The sequence below is a fragment of the Halorarum salinum genome, assembly GCF_013402875.1.
In the GTDB taxonomy this organism is placed as follows: Archaea; Halobacteriota; Halobacteria; order Halobacteriales; family Haloferacaceae; genus Halorarum; species Halorarum salinum.
Genome location: NZ_CP058579.1, coordinates 1321872 through 1335678 on the forward strand (window position 1 = coordinate 1321872; position 13807 = coordinate 1335678).

The following is a 13807-nucleotide window of genomic DNA, read 5'->3' on the forward strand; positions in this document are numbered from 1 at the left end:
CGCCCGGGGCCCGTCGGCGGCGGCCGGCCGCTCAGACCCGCTCGAGCGTGAGGTCGTACGGCCCGCTGGCGTCGCCCTCGTAGGTCCCGGCCCAGATTGTGTAGGTTCCGGACGCCGGGAGCGTGGTCTCCATCCGGCTGTCGTCCTCCGCCGCCCCGTCGTCGTTCTCGGCGACGACGTCGCCGGATGGGGCCTCGAGGACCAGGTACGCGTCCATCGCGTCCGAGACCATCGTGATGGCGACCCGATCGCCCTCCTCGCCGTCGAACTCGACGGGTTCGGCCACGTCGTCGTACGACGGGTCGCGTCCGTCCTCGCCGTCGACGTACCCCCGCTTCGTCTCGCCGTACGAGATCGAGCGGAGGTCGGGCTCGTCCCCGTCCCCGGCCGTCCCGTCCTCGCCCGTTCTCGGATCGTCGGTCTCCTCCACAGTCAGCGTGTACGCGCCGGTGGCGTCGCCCTCGTAGGATCCCGCCCAGACGGTGTAGGTGCCGGCGGTGACGGGGAACACGATCCGGCTGTCGTAGCCCGACGCCCCGTCGTCGTCCTCCGCGACGACCCTGCCGCTCGGGGCCTCCAGCACGAGGTAGGCGTCCATCGCGTCCGACTCCATCGTGATGGAGACTGCCGCCGCCCGGTCCATCTCGAACTCGACGGGTTCGGCCACGTCGTCGTACTCGGGGTCGGTCCCGTCGCTCCCGTCCACGTGTCCCTCCTTCGTCTCGCCGACCGAGATCGAACGCAGGTCGACGCCCGAGTCGCCGCCGTTCGACCGTCCCAACTGACCGGTGCCGAGGCTCGTACACCCCGCGGTTCCCAGAGCCAGCGCCGTCGCGGCGCCGGTTCGGAGGGCCCTCCGCCTATCAATACTGATTCCTTCGTCCATTGCACGGTGTGCAGTCACGGACCCCATTTAGTGGTACCGGGTTCGGTGACAGGTCCGGTCGTCGACATGGGCCGGCTTCTCCCGGGCTCCCCTGGGCGCTACCAGTCGATGACCGCCCTGTCCCGCCAGAACAGCCCGCTCGGCCCGGATCTGAACCGTGCCAGCCACGTCGGCGTCTCCGCGCCCTCCTCGGGGCTCCTGGGCGCCTCCTCGCCGCCCATCTCGGTGTGCACCCAGCCCGGACAGACCGAGTTGGCGAGCAGCCCATCGTCGGCGTACTCGCCGTGGAGGTACCGCGTCAGGCCGTTCAGCCCGGTCTTGCTGATCCGGTAGGCGGGCGACCCGCCGGACTGCTCCTCGCCGAGCGCGCCCATCCCGGAGGAGAGGTTGACGATGCGGGGCGACTCCGTTCGGAGGAGCGGCGGGAGTGCGTACTTGCAGAGCAACGTGGGTCCGCGGAGGTTCACCGACAGGGTGTGGTTCAGGTGGGCGGTGCGCTCCTCGTGGAGCGGTCCGCCCCCGTGGGAGACGGCGGCGTTGTTGACGAGGACGTCGAGGCGTCCGGCCTCCTCGCCGATCCGGTTCAGCGCCGCCTGGACGTCCCCCTCCTGGGTCACGTCCAGGGTGACCCGGTTCAGCCCCTCCGGGAGGTCGTAGGTGACGCTCCGGACGCCGGCGAAGACGGTCGCGCCCAGGTCGTCGAGGTTCGTGGCGATCTCCCGGCCGATGCCGCGGTTCGCGCCCGTCACGAGCGCGACCTGTCCGGAGAGGTCGTCGTACAGCTCCGGCTCCGCTTCCTCGGCCGTCCGCTGGCCCCCCTCGCGTCCCCTGCCGGCATCGCCGCCCGGGTCCCCCGCCTCGCCCGCGTCGTCGTTCATGTCCCCCGCTCGGTGCCGGGGGAACTACGGCGTTTCGACCCGGAGCCGCCGGAACGCGTCGCCGGTCCAGCGGTACGCCGCGAGGTCGTCCGGCGAGACGATGCAGTGGACGTGGCCCGTCCACGTCGCGCGCTCGCGGTCGGTCGCCGAGGGCTCGACCGGGCCGTGCGGGTGGCTGTGGTAGAAGCCGACGACGTCCCCGCCGTCGGCCTCGGCCCCCTCGACGGCCCGGAGCGTCGCGGCCGGGTCGAGTTCGTACCGCGTCTCGGGTGCGTCGGCGACGTTGGGGACCGGAACCGCCTCGCGGACGCGGTCCGGGTCGTCGGAGTCGCCGTCGGTCCGCCGACCGATCAGTACGCCACACACCTCCTCGGGCAAGCCGGACGCCGCGCGATCGTGGAGCGTCTCGCGGACGGACGCGGGGAGAACGAGCGCGTCGGCGTCGGGGTCCCGGTCGTCCGTGGCGGGACCGTCGTCGCCGTTCGGATCGCGGCCGTCGTCGTTCGGGTCGCTACTCGAAGTCACGGCGCATCGCGATCTCGAACCACGGGCAGAGCCGTAGCTGGCGGTACCACTCGGGGTGCTCGTGGAGGTGTTCGTAGTCGGCCCACAGCAGGCCGGCGATCTCGTCCTCGTCGGGGTCGATCGCGTCGTCCTCCAGGGTCACCTTCAGCACGGAGCAGACCTCCCACTCGAGGCCGGCGTTCTCGAAGTAGCGCTTGTACTCGAACCGGTCGGTCACGCGGAGGTCGTCGTACTGGTCGGGGGTGATGCCGAGTTCCTCGTCGAGTCGCTCGCGGGTGGCCGCCTCCTGCGACTGGCCCTCGACGGGGTGGGAGGCGACGGTGCCGTCCCAGTAGGTGCCCCAGAGGCGCTTGCCGGGCGCGCGCTGGCCCAGCAGAATGCGGCCGTCGGCGTCGAAGACGAGGCAGGTGAACGCCCGGTGGCGGACGCCGTGGCCCGTGTGGGCCTCGAGTCGGTTCACCACGCCCTCGGGCTCGTCGTCGGCGTCGACCGCGACGACGTCCTGGAGCGCGTTCTCGTGGTCCGGCTCCGCGCCGCTCGCGACGTCCGCTCGGGGGCCCGCGTCGTCCGTGCTCATGGTCGTGGGTGTTCGAGTGGGACCAAGACAACTTCGGTCCATCCGTGCTTGCGTCGGGGTTCGTCCGCCTCTACTTCGCCGTCGAGGTTCGGAACGTCTCCGAACCGCCCGCCTGCGGCGAAGTCCCTGGATCGGTCGCTGGTGCCGTCGGGAACGTCCCGGAAGCCCCCGCGGCTCTCGGCTCGGTGCGGCCGACTGCGCTCCTGCGGTGCTTGGCGGTCCGCGCCTACGGAAGTCTCGCTCCGCTCCTCTTCTGAGTCTCGTACGCTGCGCTCACGAGAACAGCGCCGAGACCCGCGGCCCCTTCCAGTCCCGCCCTGCCGGCTTCCCGACCGAGCGCGGCAGGCCCGACTACCGACCGTCCCACGGGTGGGACTGAACGGGGCCGGCCTCCTGCGCGAACCCCGGATCCGCAAGCACCGCAGGGCGAGGGAGCGAAGCGCGGTCCGCGGGAGTCCCGCGAGCGAAGCGAGGGTGACAACGGAAGTCGCAGCCCGGACCGCCCGAGCGGAGCGAGGCCGCACGCCCGGACCGTCTTCCGGTAGCGCAGGAGGCAAGGGGCTTTCGAGACGGTGGTGACCCCACCGTACGTACTCGACGAATCGGAGCGAACGAGGAATCGGGGCGAGCGAACCGCCAGCCGTAAATCCTCGACGCCCGGAACCAACCGTAATGACCGACGCGCTCGACAGGGACCTCTACGAGCGGACGAAGGCGCTGCTCGAACCCGGCGACATCGAACTCGAGGGCGTCATCGTCCACACCGACCTCGGGAGCGAGGACGACCTCGAGATGCACGAACTCACCGTCGACCTCAACGAGGTCATCGCCGAGCACGCGGGGAAGGGCGAGACGTACATCTACGCCGGCAACGACGACACCGACTTCGCCTCGAACCAGTTCCAGGGGCTCACCCTGGAGGACGAGGAGTTCGTCTGGGAGTGCCAGCAGCTGCTCCGCGAGGGCACCTTCGACATCGTGTTCTACTTCGAGGCCACCGCCGACGCCGAGGCCATCGCCGCCGGCGTCGAGGATCTCGGCCACGGCGCGACGGTCGTCCCCTGATCGGGGGTCCGTCCGACCCCCGGCCGACCCGGCCCGCCCGCCCGATCTCCGAGCTTCCCGCCGGAAAGTCCGGGAGCGCGACGCTTATCCCCCGCCCGTCCCGAACCGTGGACATGAACCGGGTCGAGTCCGACGCCGACCTCTCGACGCTCGACCGCGCCGTCGTCAACGCCTTCCAGGGCGGCTTCCCCGTGGTCGAACGGCCGTGGGAGCCGGCCGCCGCGGCGCTCCGCGAGCGCGGCGTGGACGCCACCGGCCCCGACGTGCTCGCGGCCGTCCGCGACCTCGACGAACGGGGCGTCCTCTCGCGGTTCGGCGCGCTCGTGAACGCCGAGGAGATCGGCGGCACCGCGACGCTCGTCGCGATGCACGCGCCCCCCGAGCGGTTCGAGGAGGTCGTCGAGACCGTGAACGGCTACCGCGAGGTCGCGCACAACTACGAGCGCGAGCACCCCCACCTCAACGTGTGGTTCGTGCTCAGCGTCGCGGAGGAGTCGAGGGTCGAGGGGGTGCTGGCCGACATAGAGGCCGACACGGGGCAGGAGACGTACAACCTCCCCAAACGGCGGGAATTCCACGTCGGCGCGAAGTTCCTGCTCGACGGACCCGTGTCGGACGGCGACCTCGACCTCTCGGACCTGGGGCCGGACGTGACGCCGACCGACGACCGGAGCATCACGCCCGAGGAGCGCGACCTGGTGGTGGAGATCCAGGGCGGGTTGCCGATCACCGGGACCCCGTACGCCGACGTCGCGGCCGAACTCGGGCAGCCGACCGAGTGGGTCGTGGAGACGATCAAGCGGTTCGACCGGGAGGGGAAGGTGCGACGCGTCGGCGTCATCCCGAACCACTACGCGCTCGGCTACACGGAGAACGGGATGACCGTCTGGGACGTGCCCGACGGGGTTCTGGAGGAGGTCGGCGGGGCGGTCGCCTCGCTCGGCTTCGTCACCCACTGCTACCACCGGCCGCGCCACGAGGGCGTCTGGCCGTATAACTTCTTCGCGATGACCCACGGCCGCGACGAGGCCGAGAGCGAGCGCCGGGTCGAACAGGTGCGCGAGACGATGACGGAGTTCTGGGACGTCGGGGAGGACGACTGGGACACGCTGTTCTCGACGCGCATCCTGAAGAAGACGGGGATCAGGCTGGACGAGCGCGCCGACGTGAAGACCGTGGAGTGATCGTTCGGATGAGCTCGATCGCTCGAACGGGTCGGCCGTCGCTTCACTGGGAACGTCCCGAACGCCCCCGCGGCGCTCGGCTCGGTGCGACTGCTGCGCCCCTCGCCTCGCTCCCTGCGGTCGCTCGCCTGCGGTGCTCGTCCCTCGCGCGCGTGTGCTCGCTTCGCGGGACTCGCTGCGCTCGACCCGCGTACTCTCGTTCGCTTCGCTCACGAGAACCCCACGAGGGGGCTCGCGTCGCGCGCGCCGTGGCGGCTGGTTCTGTGGGAGTCCCGCCGGCCGGCCGGGAATCGAACCCGCCGACCGCCCCGACCCCGAGGTGGCGCAGATGATCCCCCTCTTCCACGACTTCACGGACGAGACCGTGCTCGTCCTCGGCGGCGGCACGGTCGGCGCGCGGAAGGCCCGCCGGTTCGCGCGCGAGGCGCGGACGGTCGTCGTCAGCCCCGCGTTCGCGGACGCGGACTTCGGCGACGCGGAACTGGTCCGGACCGAACCCACGCCGGCCGACGTGGGCGAGTTCGTCGCCGACCTCGCCCCGGCGCTCGTCGTCGCCGCCACCGACGACGGGGCGGTCAACGCGGCGGCCGAGTCGGCCGCGCGGGAGGCCGGGGCGCTGGTGAACCGGGCGGACCGGGCCGGCGAGCGCGACGCGGGGAGCGTCGTCGTCCCCGCGACCGTCGAGGACGACCCGGTGACCGTGGCGGTCGCGACCGGCGGCACCGCACCGGCGCTCTCCCGGCACCTCCGCGAGCGGATCGAGGCGGAGTTCCCGGACGTCGGCGCGATGGCCGAACTCGCCGGGGAGATCCGGTCGGAACTCGCGGCCGCCGAGGTCCCGGCGACCGCCCGCCACGAGGCGGTTCGGGCGGTGGTCGAGTCGTCGGACGTTTGGAAGGCTTTACAAGACGGCGTCGCAAACGGTCGACAAGAGGCGAATCGGGTAATGCAGGAGGAGACGCGGGAGGTGCTCGATGACTGAGGCGGGGATCATCTGCGGCGTCAGCGTCAGCCACGCACACGCCGACCTGGACGAGATCGAGGCCGCCGGCGGGGGGAGCGCCCGCGCGGTCGTCTCGCGGCTGCTCGCACGCGATGGCGTCACCGAGGCGTTCGCGGTGCGGACGTGCAACCGGGCGGAGGCGTACGTCGTCGCCGACGAGGCGGCCGACGGCGCCCGCGCGCTCGCGGACTTCGCGCCCGAGGTCAGGGACGGCGCGGTCGTCCACCTCGACCACGAGGGGTCGCTCCGCCACCTGATGCGCGTCGCCGCGGGCCTCGAGTCGCTCGTCCTCGGCGAGGACCAGATCGTCGGCCAGCTGAAACGCGCGATCGAGGAGTCACGCGCGGCGGGCGGCATCGGAGAGACGCTTGAGGACGCGCTCACGAAGGCGGTCCACGTCGGCGAGCGCGCCCGCACCGAGACGGCCATCAACGAGGGCGTCGTCTCGCTCGGCTCCGCGGCCGTCGACCTCGCGGCCCGGGAGACCGAGCTGACGGGCGCGACCGCGCTCGTGCTCGGCGCCGGCGAGATGGGCACGCTCACGGCACGCGCGCTGGCGGAGGCGGACGTCGACCGGATCGTCGTCGCGAACCGGACGGTCCCCCACGCCGAGCACGTCGCGTGCGAACTCGACGTGGCCGCCGAGGCGGTGGGGATCGAGGAGGCCCCCGCGGTCGCCGGCGAGGCGGACGTGCTCGTCGCGGCCACCGGTGCGGACGGCCCCGTCCTCGGCCCCGAGGACCTGGCGGACGCCGGCGAGACCGTGTGCATCGACCTCGCCCAGCCGCGGGACGTCGACCCCGCGGCGGCGGGCGGGGGCGTCGCCGTCTACGACCTCGACGCGCTGGAGGCGGTCACGGCCGAGACGCGGGAGAGCCGCCGCGCGGAGGCCGAACGGGTTGAGGCGATGGTCGACGCCGAACTCGACCGCCTGCTCGCGTCGTTCAAGCGCAGGCGCGCCGACGAGGCCATCTCGGCCATGTACGAGGGCGCCGAGGTGACGAAGGCGCGCGAGCTCGACCGTGCACTCACGAAACTCGAGGCCCAGGGCGAGTTGACCGACGAGCAGCGCGAGACCGTCGAGTCGCTCGCGGACGCGCTCGTCGGCCAGTTGCTCGCCGCGCCGACCAAGAGCCTCCGCGAGGCCGCCCTCGAGGACGACTGGACCACCATCCACACGGCCATCCGCCTGTTCGACCCCGAGTTCGACGTGCCGGTCGCGTCCGACGACGGCGCGGGGATGACCCCCCGGGAGGGCGTCGCCGACCGTCTCTCGGACGACTGACTTCCGGACGACTGCGCCCTGCAGGATCCGACCGGCTCGCGTTCGGCCGTCGTCTCGGGGCGTCGATCCTCTCGGAAGAGCGGACCTGTCTCTCCACCCGGGGAAAGGGTGATGTGTGATGCCGTTGCACGTGTTCCCATGAGTGATCCGACCGGCGGCGTCGGACGCCTCCCCGCATCCTCGGTCGAGGAGAGCGTCGAGTCCGCCTGTTACGTGGCCGGCTGTGCGCATCCGGACCTCGTCGCGGCCGGGGCGGTGCTCGCGGTCACCGCCCTCTTCCTCCTCCTCTCCGGACTCGTTCTCACCAGGCTGTCGGACGCGCGCGACGCCCTCGGGACCGAGCGGACGCGGACCCGCGCCGAGCGGGACGCGTTCCGGCAGTTCCGCCAGCGGGTCGCCGGGCTCGACCCCTCGGACCCGCAGCCACCCGACCCGACGCCGGGCGGAGGAGGGGTGATGGCCGTCGCCGGCGGCGGGGTCGCGAACGACGCCTCGCTGGCCGACGCGCGGCGCGCCTACCGCGAGACCGTCATGGCGACCTCGCACTACGAGGAGGAGTACGACGAGTCGCTCGCGGAGAACGTCGGCGCGGAGTTCTCCGAGACGGTCGCGAGCGCCCTGACCGACGGCGGGACGCTCACCCCCCAGCTCCACGCCGCGCTCGCCACCGGGGCCGAGCGGGCCCGGCGCGACCGCGACGAACTGCTCGCGGCGCTCGACCGCGAGGAAGCGACGATCGAGGCCGCCGAGGACGCGCTCGCGCCCGCCGTCGCCGCGGCCGACGAGATCGACGAACGCGACCTCCGGCGGTCGAGCTACCGCGACTTCGTCGCCGACCTCGAACGCCTGGAGTACCACGAGCGGGAGGTGGAGTCGCTGCTCGCGGACCGGCAGTCGACCGTCCACGAGCGGGAGTCCGAGCGCCCGTTCTGGTACGACTACCTCTACGGGAGCCTCCCGTCGCCGTACCCCGTGCTCGCGGCCGGGACGCGGACGCTCTCGGCGCTCGCGGACGCGAAGGACGAACTCGCGAGCGCGGCGAGCGACCGCTGACCGTCGGGCCCCGACGTCGGAACCGAACGCCCGGTCGTGGTTCGAGCACCGGCCCCGTCCCGGGACCGGGTCGGCCGACGATCCGGACCGGGTCGGTCGACGATCCGGGAAGCGCTTTTCCCCCTCGCCCGCGACACACTCCCACATGGCAGACCTACTCTCGGACGAGGAGGTATCGGAGCGGCTACCCGCCGACTGGGAGCGCGAGGGCGACGAGATCGTCCGGACGTACGAGTTCGACTCCTACCTCGAGGGGGTCGGCTTCGCGGCCGGGGCCGGCGGGCTGGCCGAGGAGGCGTTCCATCACCCCGAACTCACCATCGGCTGGCGCGAGGTGGAGGCCCGGTTGACGACCCACGACGCCGGCGGCATCACCGACAGCGACATCGACCTCGCCGAGCGCTTCGACGAGCTCGCGGACTGATGGCGGGGGCGTGATGGAGGCGGCCTACGTCTTCCGGGTCCGGTTCACCCTCTCGCCGCGCGGGGTGCGGCTCGACCCGGAGGAGTTCGAGACGACCGCGCGGGTGCCGGCGGCGACGCCCGGCGAGGAGGGGTGGCTGCTGTTCCGCGACGCGCTCTGGCGCGGGGAGGAGAACGACTCGACGTACGCCCGTGAACTGGTCGCCGAGCGGCTCCCGGAGGGTGTGGAGGTGCTGTCGGCGACGTTCAGCGAGTTCGAGACCGATGAGGCGTACCTGGACGCGCTGGAGGACGAGATCGGTCGGGACCTGGCGGCGTTCCGGGCGGACTCGGTCACGGAGGTGAAACACAAGTACTTCGGCTCCTCGATCCACGTTCGGTGAGTCGGTTCGATTCGTAGAGCTATGCATGGGTCGTGGAGCGGATCGAAATTCCCAGCGACGACCGGCCCGACCGAAGGACCGAACACGCCCACGGTGAGCACCCGTCGAGAACCACGGCAAGACACTTAACGGAGAACGCCCTATTGGTCCCTCCCGAATGGTCCCCGACGCCTACGACTTCTGGCTGTTCGACCTCGACGGCACCGTGGTCGACGCCGACTGGACCTACACCCGCGAGGTGTTCGACCGGGTCGGCGGCCGCCTCGGTCGCGAGTTCACCGACCGCCAGGCCGAGGTGCTCTGGCACGGCCTCGAGGGCTCGCGCGACCCGATACTCCGCGAGTGGGGCATCGACCCCGCGGAGTTCTGGCCCGCGTTCCACGCCGTCGAGGACCCCATGACCCGCGCCGAGGCGACCTACCTGCACGAGGACGCCGCGCGCTTGCTCACGGCGCTCCACGAGCGGGAGGTCCCAGTCGGCGTCGTCACCCACTGCGCCGAGTTCCTCGCCGACCCCGTCGTCGAGCACCTCGATCTCACCGACTGGTTCGACGTCGTCCTCTCCTGCTCGGAGGAGACCGGCTGGAAGCCCGACCCGGAACCCGTGAACGCGGCGATGAGCGCGCTCGGCGTCGAGGCGGCGACCCAGCAGGGCGTCCTGCTGGGCGACGGCGCGAGCGACGTCGGCGCGGCCTGGAACGCCGGCCTCGACGCGGTCCACGTCGAGCGCCACGGCTACGACGAGCGCGGCCGCTGCGTCCGCGCCGACCACCGCGTCGCGAGCTTCGACGAACTCCCGCGCGGCGAGGCCGACCGCGACGCCCCGACCGGCGCGACCCTCGCCGACCCCGCCGGCTCCTCGGGCGTGGAGGTCGGCGACCGGGGTCCCTGACGGTCCGATCGGCCCGCTCGGCCCGGATGGCTCGGCCGGTTTACTCGCCGTCCGCCCGGTCGTCGACGGGGTTCGGATCGTAGCCCTCCCCGACGGCGAACTCCATCACCCGCTCGCGCGTGGTGATCTCGAGCCGTTCGCGCTCGACCATCTCGCCGTCGAGCGAGAACTGCCGCGGCTCGCCCGCGTCGACGACGAGCGAGGGGACCCGGAGCCGGGTGAGATGCGAGACCTCCCCCTGGAAGAGTCGCTCGACCGCGCCGCGCGCGAGGTAGTCGATGGTCGGTGCGTCCTCGATGACCACCACGTCCAGTTTCCCGTCCTCGACGTTCGCCTGCCGGTTGGGGAACCGCCGGGCGTTCCCGACCAGAAGCAGGGCCGCCTCGCCCGACCACACCGGGTCGCTCTCGGACCCGGCGCGGATGTCGAGTTCGAGCCCCTCGAAGTCGCCCGTGTGCTGGAGCGTCGTGAACACGTACGCGAGGACGCCGAGCCGCTGTTTCAGCGCCGGCTCCGTGCGCGCGCTCGCCTCCGCCGTCAGCCCGCAGATACAGGAGTTCAGGAACGGCCGGGCGGTCTCGTCGGCGTCGCCGCCCGCCAGCCCCGCGTCTCCCGCTCCCGACGATCCGGCGTCGCTCCCGTCGCCGCGGCCCGACTCGCCCGACCAGTCGGCCATCCCGACGTCGAGGCGGCGCGTCCGCCCGGCCTCGACGCTCTCGAACGCCTCGGTCACCCCGTCGATGCCGACGTTGCCGGCGAAGCCGTTCCCGGTGCCGGCCGGAACCACGCCGAGCGTGACCTCCTCGAGCCGTCCCGCCCGGTCGACCCCCCGGGCCACGCCGTTGAGGGTGCCGTCGCCGCCGCAGGCGACCACCACGTCCGCGCCGCCGGCGGCCGCCTCCCGGGCGAGGTCGACCTCCTCGCCCTCCTCGGAGGTGTTCAACACCTCGTACCCGCGCTCCTCGGCCTCCTGTGCCGCCTGGACGCTCCGTCGCTGGTCGCCGCTCTCCGGGTTCCGGACGAGGACGCGACTTCCCATGGGGCCACGTCCGCCCACAACTGCAAAGCCGTGTCGGCCCCTACCGCCCCCAGTGCCAGAGTTCGCGGTCGACCTCCACAACCACAGTCGGTTCTTCCACGGATTCGTCGGCCGGTCGACGCCGTACGACCCCGTCGGGCTCCGCCTGCACGGCCTCGTCGCCCGCCTCAGGGGGCTCGACGCGCTTGCGGTCACCAACCACGACTACGCCTACGTCGGGGACGCCGGCCTCCCGGTCGTGCCCGGGGTCGAGGTGTCCACCACGATGGGCCACGTCGTCGTGGTCGGCCCCGACCCGCCGCGACGGACGACCCCCGGGGAGTATACGCCGGGCGAACTCGTCGACCGCGCTCACGACCGCGGCTGTGCGGCCGTCCTCGCGCACCCGTTCCGGAACAGCTCCGCCCGGGAGTCGAAGGCCGACTTCGACGCCGTGGAGCTGAACGGGAAGAACCCGGAGCACGACGCCCGGACGCTGCAACTCGCCGACCGTCGCGACCTCCCGGTCGTCGGCGGGAGCGACGCGCACTACCCGATCGAGGTCGGGCGGGCGTACACGGTCCTCGAGGCGGACACCTCCGACCCGGCCGACGTGGCCGACGCGATCCGCGCGGGCCGCGTCTCGCCGGTCTCGAACCTCGGCCACGCCCACCGGCTCATCGACCGGGGGTACACCGCCGTACACAGGGGGCGCCGGTGGCTCAGGGCCAGGGAGGGCGAGGCGTCGGCGAGGGGGACCGCCGGCGGGACGCGCGACGGAGAGAGCAGCGCGGGCGGGAACGGTGCGGGCGAGAGCAGCACGGGCGGGAGCGGCACGCGCGAGAGCGGCGACGAATAGCGAAGCGTCGGGTCGGAGCCCGGGTACCGCCGGCGACTACCCAAGCCGTTCGTCGAGGATGAGTCGGGTCTTCGTCCCCTCGACCTCCGCCAGTTCGCGAGCGCGGGTGATGAGTTCGTTCACCGCGCGCGTGTCCACGCAGTCGACGATGAGGACGATGTCCTCCTCGCCGGACACCTGCCAGACGAAGTCGACCTCCTCCCACTCGGCGAGCGTCGAGGACACCTCGCTCGTGTTGACGTTCATGTCGACGCTGATCTCGACCATCGCCTTCACGTTCCCCGTCCGCGTGGTGACGGTGAAGCGCTCGATGACCCCCTCCTCGGTCATCCGGTCGACCCGGTTGCGAACGGTGCCCTCGCTGGTGCCGACGCGCTCGGCGATCTCGGTGTAGGGCGTCCGCGCGTCCCGCCTGAGGACGTTCAGGATGCGCCGATCGAGGTCGTCCATACACGGCCGTGTCGCCCGGGGGCCTTACCGATTACGAATTTCGTAACCATGCTTCGAACGACGCACTTATTGTGCCGGCGTCCGTGCGTATCTCGTAATGGCGGACGCCTACGTCGCGCTGGAGGACGGCCGCGTGTTCGAAGCACGGAGCCGTTCGCCCGGCCGCACACGTGGTGAACTGGTGTTCACGACCGCGTACACGGGGTACGAGGAGTCGCTGACGGACCCCTCCTACGAGGAGCAGGTCCTCACGTTCTCCTACCCCCTCATCGGCAACTACGGCGTCCGAGACGAGCGGTTCGAGTCGGACCGCGTCCACCCGCGCGCCGCCGTCGCGCGCGAGTTCACGGACGACGTGGCCGAGTGGCTCGCCGGGGAGGACGTGCCCGCGGTGGACCACCTCGACACGCGCGAACTCGTCACCTCCGTCCGCGAGGAGGGGGCGATGAAGTGCGGCATCGCCGCGGGCCAGGACGCGACCCCCGAGGCCGCCCGCGAGGAACTGGCCGAGTGCAAGGGGATGAGCGAGCACACGGATATCGGCGCGCAGGTGTCGACGCCCGAACCCTACACGGTCACGGGCGGGGGGGAGTACGACGTCGCGCTGGTGGACTGTGGCGCGAAGGGCTCGATCGCCTCCTCGCTCGCGGAGCGCGGCGCCGACGTCCACGTCCTGCCGTACGACGCGGACCCGGCGACCGTGGCCGACCTCGACCCTGACGTGCTGTTCGTCTCGAACGGGCCGGGCGACCCGGCGAACTTCGGCGAGACGCAGTCGCTCGTCGAGGAGTTCGTTGGCGAACTCCCGCTGGCGGGCATCTGTCTCGGCCAGCAAATCGTCGCCCGCGCGTTCGGCGGCGAGACGGAGAAGATGGCGTTCGGCCACCGCGGCGTGAACCAGCCGGTTCGCGACCTGGAGTCCGGAACGGTCGTGATGACGACCCAGAACCACGGCTACTCGGTCGCCGACCCCGGCAGGCTCGACGTGACCCAGGTGAACGTGAACGACGACACCGCCGAGGGGCTCGCGAGCGAGGAGTACGACGTCGTGACGCGGCAGTACCACCCCGAGGCGAACCCCGGCCCGCACGACTCGCTCGGCTTCTTCGACGAGGTGCTCGACCTCACGGGGCGATCGCGCACGCCCGTCGCCGCGGATTAACGAACCTCTTTTACGGGGGTCCTCCTCGTTCGCGCGCCTTCGGCGCGCTCGCTCGTCGAACCCCCGCAAAACCCGTTCATGCCAAAAAGGCCGCTCGCTCGGTCGGCGCGGCTTCGCCGCGCCTCCCTCCCTCGCAGTACTGCTGCTGGTACGACCGCACCGTG

General features: G+C 72.1%; 16 protein-coding genes. 10 read left to right on the forward strand and 6 right to left on the reverse strand.

From position 1 onward, the window contains the following. Positions 1 to 31 precede the first annotated feature (31 nt). From HUG12_RS06240 to HUG12_RS06255, 4 genes are all read right to left on the reverse strand, one after another. The gene (locus tag HUG12_RS06240; protein ID WP_179267939.1) at positions 32 to 886 is read right to left on the reverse strand and encodes a hypothetical protein; all 855 of its coding nucleotides are present in this window, start codon (positions 884 to 886) and stop codon (positions 32 to 34) included. Between the two features lie 98 nt (positions 887 to 984). Beyond that, the gene (locus tag HUG12_RS06245; RefSeq protein WP_179267940.1) at positions 985 to 1764 is read right to left on the reverse strand and encodes an SDR family NAD(P)-dependent oxidoreductase; all 780 of its coding nucleotides are present in this window, start codon (positions 1762 to 1764) and stop codon (positions 985 to 987) included. Positions 1765 to 1788: 24 nt separating this feature from the next. Then, positions 1789 to 2289 (reverse strand): desampylase, encoded by a 501-nt coding sequence (locus HUG12_RS06250; protein ID WP_179267941.1) that lies wholly within the window; start codon positions 2287 to 2289, stop codon positions 1789 to 1791. Next, positions 2276 to 2866, reverse strand: a complete 591-nt coding sequence (locus HUG12_RS06255; RefSeq protein ID WP_179267942.1) for an NUDIX hydrolase — start codon at positions 2864 to 2866, stop codon at positions 2276 to 2278. The genes HUG12_RS06250 and HUG12_RS06255 overlap by 14 nt, the downstream gene beginning before the upstream one ends. A 672-nt stretch (positions 2867 to 3538) precedes the next feature. Here HUG12_RS06255 and HUG12_RS06260 point away from each other — a divergent pair. The 8 genes from HUG12_RS06260 (at position 3539) to HUG12_RS06295 (ending at position 10154) form a co-directional block, all read left to right on the forward strand. Continuing rightward, positions 3539 to 3931, forward strand: a complete 393-nt coding sequence (locus HUG12_RS06260; RefSeq protein WP_179267943.1) for a DUF5778 family protein — start codon at positions 3539 to 3541, stop codon at positions 3929 to 3931. Positions 3932 to 4044: 113 nt separating this feature from the next. Beyond that, on the forward strand, positions 4045 to 5115 hold the full coding sequence (ahbB, locus tag HUG12_RS06265; RefSeq protein WP_179267944.1) for a siroheme decarboxylase subunit beta: 1071 nt from the start codon (positions 4045 to 4047) through the stop codon (positions 5113 to 5115). 328 nt (positions 5116 to 5443) lie between these two features. Beyond that, positions 5444 to 6097 carry a precorrin-2 dehydrogenase/sirohydrochlorin ferrochelatase family protein gene (locus HUG12_RS06270; protein WP_179267945.1) on the forward strand — a complete coding sequence of 218 codons (654 nt, stop codon included), beginning with the start codon at positions 5444 to 5446 and terminating at the stop codon, positions 6095 to 6097. Next, positions 6090 to 7403 carry a glutamyl-tRNA reductase gene (gene hemA, locus HUG12_RS06275; RefSeq protein ID WP_179267946.1) on the forward strand — a complete coding sequence of 438 codons (1314 nt, stop codon included), beginning with the start codon at positions 6090 to 6092 and terminating at the stop codon, positions 7401 to 7403. Before HUG12_RS06270 ends, hemA begins: the two co-directional genes overlap by 8 nt. A 138-nt stretch (positions 7404 to 7541) precedes the next feature. Then, the gene (locus HUG12_RS06280; RefSeq protein WP_179267947.1) at positions 7542 to 8456 is read left to right on the forward strand and encodes a DUF7260 family protein; all 915 of its coding nucleotides are present in this window, start codon (positions 7542 to 7544) and stop codon (positions 8454 to 8456) included. A 145-nt stretch (positions 8457 to 8601) separates the two neighbouring features. Continuing rightward, positions 8602 to 8880, forward strand: coding sequence for a 4a-hydroxytetrahydrobiopterin dehydratase (locus HUG12_RS06285; protein WP_179267948.1), 279 nt, complete (start codon positions 8602 to 8604; stop codon positions 8878 to 8880). Positions 8881 to 8893: 13 nt separating this feature from the next. Further along, positions 8894 to 9262 (forward strand): LWR-salt protein, encoded by a 369-nt coding sequence (gene lwrS, locus HUG12_RS06290; protein ID WP_179267949.1) that lies wholly within the window; start codon positions 8894 to 8896, stop codon positions 9260 to 9262. Between the two features lie 157 nt (positions 9263 to 9419). Continuing rightward, on the forward strand, positions 9420 to 10154 hold the full coding sequence (locus HUG12_RS06295; RefSeq protein ID WP_179267950.1) for an HAD family hydrolase: 735 nt from the start codon (positions 9420 to 9422) through the stop codon (positions 10152 to 10154). 40 nt (positions 10155 to 10194) lie between these two features. Here HUG12_RS06295 and HUG12_RS06300 read toward each other — a convergent pair whose 3' ends face one another. Continuing rightward, positions 10195 to 11193 carry a diacylglycerol/lipid kinase family protein gene (locus HUG12_RS06300; protein WP_179267951.1) on the reverse strand — a complete coding sequence of 333 codons (999 nt, stop codon included), beginning with the start codon at positions 11191 to 11193 and terminating at the stop codon, positions 10195 to 10197. Positions 11194 to 11245: 52 nt separating this feature from the next. On the opposite strand from HUG12_RS06300, the gene HUG12_RS06305 reads away from it, so the two are divergent. Beyond that, entirely contained in the window at positions 11246 to 12031 is a 786-nt protein-coding gene (locus tag HUG12_RS06305) for a PHP-associated domain-containing protein (RefSeq protein ID WP_246308147.1), read from the forward strand. Positions 12032 to 12067: 36 nt separating this feature from the next. Here the strand turns inward: HUG12_RS06305 and HUG12_RS06310 are convergent, their stop codons facing one another. Continuing rightward, a complete protein-coding gene (locus HUG12_RS06310; protein WP_179267953.1) occupies positions 12068 to 12481 on the reverse strand; it encodes an Lrp/AsnC family transcriptional regulator in 414 nt (137 codons plus the stop codon). 97 nt (positions 12482 to 12578) lie between these two features. Between HUG12_RS06310 and carA the strand changes: the two genes are divergently transcribed. After that, a complete protein-coding gene (carA, locus tag HUG12_RS06315) occupies positions 12579 to 13643 on the forward strand; it encodes a glutamine-hydrolyzing carbamoyl-phosphate synthase small subunit (RefSeq protein ID WP_179267954.1) in 1065 nt (354 codons plus the stop codon). Positions 13644 to 13807: the final 164 nt, after the last annotated feature.

Coding starts and splice junctions, on each gene's coding strand:
- HUG12_RS06280 (WP_179267947.1), top strand. CDS start 7,542: ATGAGTGATCCGACCGGCGGCGTCGGACGCCTCCCCGCATCCTCGGTC.
- HUG12_RS06285 (WP_179267948.1), top strand. CDS start 8,602: ATGGCAGACCTACTCTCGGACGAGGAGGTATCGGAGCGGCTACCCGCC.
- lwrS (WP_179267949.1), top strand. CDS start 8,894: ATGGAGGCGGCCTACGTCTTCCGGGTCCGGTTCACCCTCTCGCCGCGC.
- HUG12_RS06240 (WP_179267939.1), bottom strand. CDS start 886: ATGGACGAAGGAATCAGTATTGATAGGCGGAGGGCCCTCCGAACCGGC.
- HUG12_RS06260 (WP_179267943.1), top strand. CDS start 3,539: ATGACCGACGCGCTCGACAGGGACCTCTACGAGCGGACGAAGGCGCTG.
- hemA (WP_179267946.1), top strand. CDS start 6,090: ATGACTGAGGCGGGGATCATCTGCGGCGTCAGCGTCAGCCACGCACAC.
- HUG12_RS06295 (WP_179267950.1), top strand. CDS start 9,420: ATGGTCCCCGACGCCTACGACTTCTGGCTGTTCGACCTCGACGGCACC.
- ahbB (WP_179267944.1), top strand. CDS start 4,045: ATGAACCGGGTCGAGTCCGACGCCGACCTCTCGACGCTCGACCGCGCC.
- HUG12_RS06255 (WP_179267942.1), bottom strand. CDS start 2,866: ATGAGCACGGACGACGCGGGCCCCCGAGCGGACGTCGCGAGCGGCGCG.
- HUG12_RS06270 (WP_179267945.1), top strand. CDS start 5,444: ATGATCCCCCTCTTCCACGACTTCACGGACGAGACCGTGCTCGTCCTC.
- carA (WP_179267954.1), top strand. CDS start 12,579: ATGGCGGACGCCTACGTCGCGCTGGAGGACGGCCGCGTGTTCGAAGCA.
- HUG12_RS06310 (WP_179267953.1), bottom strand. CDS start 12,481: ATGGACGACCTCGATCGGCGCATCCTGAACGTCCTCAGGCGGGACGCG.
- HUG12_RS06300 (WP_179267951.1), bottom strand. CDS start 11,193: ATGGGAAGTCGCGTCCTCGTCCGGAACCCGGAGAGCGGCGACCAGCGA.
- HUG12_RS06245 (WP_179267940.1), bottom strand. CDS start 1,764: ATGAACGACGACGCGGGCGAGGCGGGGGACCCGGGCGGCGATGCCGGC.